Source organism: Micromonospora sp. NPDC005553 (assembly GCF_042871765.1).
Lineage (GTDB): Bacteria > Actinomycetota > Actinomycetes > Mycobacteriales > Micromonosporaceae > Micromonospora.
Genome location: NZ_JBIAJD010000001.1, coordinates 93863 through 100832, shown reverse-complemented (window position 1 = coordinate 100832; position 6970 = coordinate 93863). Strand labels below are relative to the sequence as shown.

General features: G+C 68.8%; 9 protein-coding genes. 4 read left to right on the top strand and 5 right to left on the bottom strand.

Going from position 1 to position 6970, the window contains the following annotated elements; translation table 11 throughout:
- The first annotated feature begins 397 nt into the window (after positions 1–397).
- The 3 genes from ACFYPG_RS00565 to ACFYPG_RS00555 all read left to right on the top strand — a co-directional run bounded on the left by ACFYPG_RS00565 (position 398) and on the right by ACFYPG_RS00555 (position 2434).
- On the top strand, positions 398–706 hold the full coding sequence (locus tag ACFYPG_RS00565; protein ID WP_387349275.1) for a dsDNA nuclease domain-containing protein: 309 nt from the start codon (positions 398–400) through the stop codon (positions 704–706).
- Between the two features lie 292 nt (positions 707–998).
- Positions 999–1700: a uridine kinase gene (locus tag ACFYPG_RS00560; protein ID WP_387349274.1), complete on the top strand. Its 702-nt coding sequence runs from the start codon at positions 999–1001 to the stop codon at positions 1698–1700.
- 47 nt (positions 1701–1747) lie between these two features.
- On the top strand, positions 1748–2434 hold the full coding sequence (locus ACFYPG_RS00555; RefSeq protein WP_387350848.1) for a Type 1 glutamine amidotransferase-like domain-containing protein: 687 nt from the start codon (positions 1748–1750) through the stop codon (positions 2432–2434).
- A gap of 511 nt (positions 2435–2945) precedes the next feature.
- Here ACFYPG_RS00555 and ACFYPG_RS00550 read toward each other — a convergent pair.
- Positions 2946–3410: an HNH endonuclease gene (locus ACFYPG_RS00550; protein WP_387349272.1), complete on the bottom strand. Its 465-nt coding sequence runs from the start codon at positions 3408–3410 to the stop codon at positions 2946–2948.
- Positions 3411–3533: 123 nt separating this feature from the next.
- On the opposite strand from ACFYPG_RS00550, the gene ACFYPG_RS00545 reads away from it, so the two are divergent.
- Positions 3534–3785, top strand: a complete 252-nt coding sequence (locus tag ACFYPG_RS00545; protein WP_387349271.1) for a hypothetical protein — start codon at positions 3534–3536, stop codon at positions 3783–3785.
- Positions 3786–3799: 14 nt separating this feature from the next.
- Here ACFYPG_RS00545 and ACFYPG_RS00540 read toward each other — a convergent pair whose 3' ends face one another.
- The 4 genes from ACFYPG_RS00540 to ACFYPG_RS00525 are packed head-to-tail and all read right to left on the bottom strand — an operon-like array spanning position 3800 to position 6943.
- Positions 3800–4360, bottom strand: coding sequence for a dihydrofolate reductase family protein (locus ACFYPG_RS00540; protein WP_387349269.1), 561 nt, complete (start codon positions 4358–4360; stop codon positions 3800–3802).
- Between the two features lie 4 nt (positions 4361–4364).
- Positions 4365–4847, bottom strand: coding sequence for an SRPBCC domain-containing protein (locus ACFYPG_RS00535; protein WP_387349267.1), 483 nt, complete (start codon positions 4845–4847; stop codon positions 4365–4367).
- On the bottom strand, positions 4847–5257 hold the full coding sequence (locus tag ACFYPG_RS00530; RefSeq protein ID WP_387349266.1) for an ArsR/SmtB family transcription factor: 411 nt from the start codon (positions 5255–5257) through the stop codon (positions 4847–4849). The genes ACFYPG_RS00535 and ACFYPG_RS00530 overlap by 1 nt, the downstream gene beginning before the upstream one ends.
- A gap of 54 nt (positions 5258–5311) precedes the next feature.
- The gene (locus ACFYPG_RS00525; protein ID WP_387349264.1) at positions 5312–6943 is read right to left on the bottom strand and encodes a serine hydrolase domain-containing protein; all 1632 of its coding nucleotides are present in this window, start codon (positions 6941–6943) and stop codon (positions 5312–5314) included.
- Positions 6944–6970 lie beyond the last annotated feature (27 nt).

The window sequence follows — 6970 nt, the reverse complement described above, 5'->3', positions numbered from 1 at the left end:
CCCGGGTTGGTACAAGACGCCCCCGGCCGCCCGGACCCCCGCACACCCCGGGGCGGGGCTCAGACCATCTGGTCTGAGCCCCGCCCCGTTCGGCTGTGTGCGCGATCACCGGTTTGCAGCGGCGCCAACCAGCGGGCCGCGCTCCGGCCGCAGCCAGTGACCGACCCGGCGGGTGCGCCCTCCCGCCCTTCCGTGCACGAGTGCCACGCGATCCGCCAGCCGGCGTCCGCCCCTGGCCCGCCTGGTCAGCGCGTGCTTGCGGGACCGGGCCCTGGCGGTGTTGCCAGCCTAAAGGGGGTCGACGGGGACTTCGGCGATCGGTAGCACCGGCACATCGAGTAGGCCGAAGGTTACTTTTCGTAGTCGACTGTCGGTGTTGTGGAATGGCGGCGGAGCTGTGACCGATACTGAGCCTGATTCGACGGTTAAGCCGTTGGAATCGCTGCTCGAAGTTTCTCAGGTACGCACCGACGCCACCGGCGTAGACACGTTCGCTCGCTATGTTTGGCAAGCCAAGCAGGCGGTGCGCCAGTGGTTGACCTGCTTTGCTGGTGAGGCTGAGTACGTCCTGTGTGAACACGTAGAAGACGTCGCCGTCATCCACGTTACCGGGTTCCGCTTCATGCAGCTCAAGACCCGTGATCATGGGTCTTGGAGCGCGGCCATATTGTGCGACAAGGGCATCAAATCGCTGGTTCGTTCGTAAACCGAGTGTCGGCGCGTCGGCCTGCATGAGCGTGCAACGTTCGAGCTGTGGCTGGAGGGCCCTGCGGCCGACTCGCCGGAGACAAGAGACTGACGTGATTTCAACCGGAGGCACTGAACATTCCTGTCGCATCCGCTGAGGATCGGACGTCGTTCACGACGGACTCGATGCGGACCGCTGTAGGCGACACAGCCAACTGTTCGACATATGGATCTGACGCGAGACGCCTGCCAGGATGATTTCCTCGATCCGTGAGGCGTGCTGCGCTTCCGGTCAGGGATAGAGGAACGGCGTGAGCGTCGTACGGCGGCAGTTGCTTGACCATGTCGCTGACCTGGTGCCGACGTTCCCCGCGCCACGGTGCGTACGGGTGGCCGTTGACGGGGTCGATGGGGTGGGTAAGTCCACGTTCGCCGGCGAGTTGGCCGCGTTGCTGAGCGACCGCGGACGTCCTGTCGTGCGCGTGTCGGCGGACGACTTTCATCACCGTCGGGCTGTGCGGCATCGCCGTGGCCGGGATTCGCCGGAAGGCTTCTGGCTCGACAGTTACGACTACGAAGCTCTCGTCCACAACGTGCTGGAGCCGTTCGGTCCCGGGGGCTCTCGCCGTTACCGTCCGGCCGCCCATGATCTTCGGACAGACGAGGCCCTGGATCTTGCGTGGCGGACCGCGGCGCCCGGCGCGGTACTCATCATCGACGGGCTGTTCCTGCACCGTGACGAGCTTGTGGAGTGCTGGGACTTCTCCGTCTTCGTTGACGCGCCGTTCGCGGTCACCGTCGCACGGATGGCCCGACGCGACGGCTCGCATCCGGATCCTGAACATCCCAGCCTCGGCCGCTACGTCGGCGGGCAGCGGCTGTACTTCGCCGCCTGCGCGCCGCACGAACGCGCGGACGTCGTCGTCGACAACCAGGATGTGACCCGACCATTCCTCGTCAAGGTCGTCGCGCAGGCGGAGGCAGTTGACGGTTGGACGGCCGCCAGCGGATGATCCAGCGATGTGTCGCCGTCATTCGGTGGCTTCAGGGAGCGGATTGCATGAAGTTTCTTCTCACGTCGGGGGGCATCAGCAACCCGAGCATCTCCGACGCGCTGGTCGACCTGTTGGGCAAGCCGCTCGCCGAGTCCACGGCTCTGTTCGTTCCCACCGGTGTCTACCCCTTCCCGGGCGGAGCCGAGAGGGCGTGGAAGGCGATTCACGGCCGACCCGACATCCCGCTGTGCCAGCTGGGTTGGAAGTCCCTGGGGTTGTTGGAGCTCACCGCGCTGCCGACCATTCGAGAAGAGAACTGGGTCCCGGCGGTCCGGGAGGCCGATGCCCTGCTGGTCTGGGGCGGTGATGTGCTGTACCTGACCTACTGGCTGCGCCAGTCGGGCCTGGCCGACCTTCTGCCGTCGCTGAGTGACACGGTCTATGTGGGGGTCAGCGCCGGAAGCATCGCGGTCACGCCCTACAACTGCGACGCCGAATTCGACAGTCAGTTCGTCCCCGACGGCAGCGACAGGGCGCAGGACGCCGACCGGGCGCTGGGGCTGGTGGATTTCACGCTCTACCCCCACCTCAACCATCCGGACATGGAAGACACCGAGCTGTCCGACATCCAGAAGTGGGCGTCCGGAATCCCGGTCCCGACCTACGCCATCGACGACAACACCGCTATCACTGTTGTCGATGGCAATGTCGACGTCATCTCCGAAGGCGACTGGAAACTGATCAACCCCTGACCGAGACGTCCCATCGGCCGATTGTCGTGTTCCGTGGATTGTGCACTGGCTCCGGGGACACCGTGCGAGCACTTGCTGGTCACCGGGTTGCGGGGGGCCTGCTACCGCGACAACCGCCCTGCTCCTGATGCTTCAGAGCGGGTTGCCATAGCCGCCGGGTGCGACGCCACAGTTTCGGCAGGCCCGTCCCGCGCGGCGGTCCTCGTCGCCGCACGCCAGGCATCGTCCGGCCGGGTCGACCCCTGCGGCGTACGCATCGAGCACCCGCTGCACCCCCTTGCCAGCACCAGAGCGCGGGCTGTCTCGGGTTCACCGAGGGCCCGGACCAGCGACGGGGGATCGACCTCAATGTTCCCAGGGATGCGGTGCCGGGTCGCCAGGTGATGGCGTGAAAGCCGTACGGCGCGAAGTGGTAGAGGCAGTCCCGTAGTTGCGAGCGGCGCCGTCGAGGGCTGAGCTCTCGTCGCGCACCCGGCGGGCGGTCGCGGGGAAACTGGTCATCCCAGGACGATCACTGCGAGCGGCCGTGCGCGGCGCGGGCCTGGGCTACCTCGGCGGCCTCGCGCTCACGCCAGCGGCGCTGGGCCTCCCGGTTGCAACTGCGGCAGACCCGGCGGTACCGGCCGGTCGCCGGGTCGAGCTCACGGTCGTGGCCGTTGCGGCACTGTGCCGACTGGTTCCGGCTGCGGCAGGCCTCGGCCCGGCTGAGCTGGCGCAGATGTGTCGGCTCGATACAGTCGGCGGCACCGCAGGTCTGGTCGACGTCGAGGGCGGGGCTGTACCCGCCGACAAGGACGACGTACGCGGCGATGTGCGCCCACGCGCGACCGGCGACCTTCTGGTGCACGCCGCGTCGCCGCCCGTAACCTTCGATGACCAGGCAGCCGTTTTCGGTGCGGTGTGAGCGCTCCAGCAGGTAGGCGCGTAGCGACTCCTCGGTGTGGTACCGGGACAGACCCTTCACAGCCGAGAGCACAGTGTCACCGTACCCACGTCGCGCAGCCGCGTCGAACGACGGCGGACACGCCGACGCGCCTGCTCGGCGGATGGTCGCGCTCCGGCCGTGCTGTCCGCACCGGAGCTGCCGTAGCCTCGCCGGGTGGGTCTGCTGTTGGTGCTGCGCGCTCCGCTGCCGCGTCCGAAGAGCCTGCGTCGGGCCACCCGCGCGCAGCGGCGGAAGCGCCATCGCGCCGACGCCGACGAGTGGGCCACGGCGCGGGAGCGCGGTTTGCTGCTCGACGTGCCGGTGGAGGAGTTGCTGCCGCTGCTGAACGCGGCCGGCGGTAACCGATCGCACAGAACGGGCTGGGCGGCGCCCGTCGGCGTCACCGACACACGTCCGAGTCGGTGACGCCGACGGCCGTCTCAGGTGCGGATGCGGTAGTGCAGGGACGCCACACCGTTGCCGAATCGGTGATTGCTCAGCAGCTCCAGGTCGAGGCGGGTGCCGCTGGGCAGACCGGGCTTGCCTCCGCCGGTGAGGATGGGGTGGATCAGCAGGTGGCACTCGTCGACCAGCCCGGCCTGGAATGCCTGCGCCGCGAGGTGTGCGCCCCCGATGGTGAGGTCGCTGGTGGCCGAGGCTTTCATGGCGCGTACCGAGGCGGGGTCGAAGCCCCTTTCGAGCCGGGTCCTGGCGGTCGAGGTCGCGTCCAGCGTGGTGGAGTAGACGACCTTGTCCGCTGCCTGCCAGACGTCGGCGAAGTCGGCAGTGAGCTTCGATTGTGCGGCGAGAGCGGGCTCGGTCTCCCAGACAGCCATTGACTCGTACAGGCGCCGACCGTAGAGGTAGGTGCCCGCGGGCCGAACCAGGTCGGTGATGAAGGCGAGGTAGTCGTCCTCGGGTGGGGTCCAGTCGAAGCGGCCGTGTTCGTCCTCGATGTAACCGTCGAGGGACACGTTGGTCACGTAGATCAGCTTGGCCATGGCGCTACACCTCGATGGCGACGGGTTGGGCATTGCTGAGTGTCGCGTCCAGTTTGGAGAAGGCCTCGTTCCAACCCTGGTTGGCGGGAGCGGACAACTGCTCGGGGAGCCACTGACGGATCTCGAGTCGAGTCCGTCCGTCGGCGTCGTCGTGGAACTCGACCCGCATCCTCGTCTCGTGCGGCGCGATGCCCTCCGGGAGTTGCCCGGTGACGTGCGCGATGCCGTCGATCAGTTCGCCGTTGACGACGTCGGTGAGATCGATGTGGACCTCGACTCGCAGGCCGGGTTGGGTCGGGAAGACCTCGGTCCACCGCTGGTAGCCGCCAGGCCGGACGTCGAAGTCCATCTCGTCGCGGGGTAGTGAGTTGCCGATCGGCCCCCACCATGCCGCCAGGTGCTCCGGGTCGGTGAAAGCTCGATAGACCAGCTCCCGTGGCGCGTTGACCACGCGCGAGATGACGATCGGCGGCTTGTCGCTGTCCATCAATTCTCCTTGTCGTGAGCCTTGTTCGGGGATTCCCTGTCGGGGATCGCCGGGCCGTGGGCCGTTCGGTCCGTTGGGCGGTCGGCGGCCTGTACGGCCGCGAGGTGGGCGTCGAGGCGGGTGAGGGACGTGTCCCAGAACCGCCGGTAGCGCTCGATCCACTCGGCCGCTTCGCGCAGTGGGGCGGCCTCGATGCGGCTCATCCGCAACTTTCCCGATCGGGTGCGGGAGATGAGCCCGGCGCGTTCAAGCGCCTTCAGGTGCCGTGACACCGCCGGCATCGAGATCGGGAGCGGAGCGGTGAGCTCGGTGACCGTGGCGTCGCGGTCGGCCAGCTCGGCGAGGATCGCCCGTCGAGTCGGGTCGGCGAGCGCCGAGAACACCGCGCTGAGTTGATCGCTGCCAGACACCAGAGCCTCCAGTCACTTAACCAACACGTTAAACGTAGTGCCGGGCCACCGCAACTACCAGCGGTGATTGGCAGGGAAGGTGTCGGCGCCATGAGGGACGGCGGGCCGTTCAACGTCGACGGCCCGGTCGCGTGCTCGCGCCGGGGGCGAGGTCGGTGGGCGGGCGGTGACCATGGCGTGCACGCCCAGGCCCAGCCGGGTCAGCGCGAGTGCGGCGGCCAGGACGACCACGATGCGGATGCCGTGACCGACGTCCGGTGCCCACAACTGGAGTTTGGCCAGCCCGGCGCCCTCCCAGAAGGCCGGCACCTGCCAGGCGACGCCGACGGCCACCAACGCGCAGGCACCGATCCAGGCGGTGGTGGCGGCGATCGTCCGGCCACGGGCTCGCACCGGCGGAACGCGGTCGCTTCGGCGCCCGTGCAGGACGCGGGCCCAGGACCAGGCCAGCAGGGCGAGCAGCACCGCGGCGACGACGAGTAGGCCGACCAGAGCCCAGACCTGCATCGGATCTTCGGTGGCGGTCGCGGGCGTGCCGCCGTGCAGGATGCGGGTGAGGTTGAACGCCCCGGCGCTCAGTGGCGCGTCCATGTGCAGGCCGTAGAGGTTGGTCATGATGATCACGGCGAGGTTCGAGTCGGGTGCCAGCACGATATGGGTGAAGAAGTCCGGGGTCGCGCCGGCGTGCCAGACGATGCGGGCGCCGACGCCGTCCAGGGTGCTGTTCTTCCACCCGAACCCGTAGGTGCCGTGACCGGTGGCCACGGTGCCGGTGTGCAGCTGTCGCGTGCCCTGCGGTCCGAGGATCCGGGTGTCGCCGTAGCGGCCACCGGCGAGCTGCGCGATGGCGTAGTGGGACAGGTCGTCGAGACTGGCGGCGAGAAAGCCGTAGGGCACTCCGGCGGTGTCGAACGGCGCGGCGAAGCGCTGCGGACGGCCGAAGTAGTACCGGTGACCGGGCGGGATGCCGACGGCGCGGGCCTCGTCGGCGGTCGCCGCGGAGTGCGTCATCTGGAGCGGGTCCAGCACGTGACGGCGCAGGTAGCCGCCGAAGGTGTCGCCGGTGACGTCCTCGACGAGCGCGCCGAGGATCATGTAGTTGGCGTCGCTGTACTGATACTTCTGTCCGACGGCGGTGGTGGGCCGCACGCTGGCCAGGTCCCGTACGGAGCGGGCCAGCGCGCCGGGGCGGTTGTCGTAGCGGTCGGTCAGGTCGGTGCTCCACACCTGCGGCAGGCCGCTGGTGTGGGTCAGCAGTTGGCGGACGGTGACCGTCCGGGCGGTGTCCGCGTCGCCCAGGCGCAGCCACGGGAGGTACGTGGAGGCGGTGGTGTCGAGGTCGATCCGGCCGGCCTCGACCAGTTGCGCCACCGCCAGCGCGGTGAACGACTTGCTGGTGGACCCGAGCAGGAACGGGGTCTGCGTGGTGATCGGTCGGCCGTCACCGTCGACGCCCCATGCGCCTCGCTGGAGGACCTCGTCGCCGCGAATGACCGCGTACGCCAGCCCCGGTGCCTTGATCTGCTTCAGGTACGCGCGCAGGTAGCGTTCGCCAGCGGCGAGGTCGTCGACAGCCGCGGGGCTGGCCACGACCGGGGCGGCCAGCCCCGCGGCTGTCACCATCAGGCAGCCCGCCACGGCGACGAGCCGTCGGACCCGCGTCAGCGCGTCATTCCAGGTGCTCATGTGGCGCGTCCTCCCCGTCGGTGGGCC

Bases quoted from the DNA above. Each gene is read 5' to 3' on its own strand.
- ACFYPG_RS00540 (WP_387349269.1), bottom strand. From the start codon at position 4,360: ATGGCCAAGCTGATCTACGTGACCAACGTGTCCCTCGACGGTTACATC.
- ACFYPG_RS00555 (WP_387350848.1), top strand. From the start codon at position 1,748: ATGAAGTTTCTTCTCACGTCGGGGGGCATCAGCAACCCGAGCATCTCC.
- ACFYPG_RS00535 (WP_387349267.1), bottom strand. From the start codon at position 4,847: ATGGACAGCGACAAGCCGCCGATCGTCATCTCGCGCGTGGTCAACGCG.
- ACFYPG_RS00525 (WP_387349264.1), bottom strand. From the start codon at position 6,943: ATGAGCACCTGGAATGACGCGCTGACGCGGGTCCGACGGCTCGTCGCC.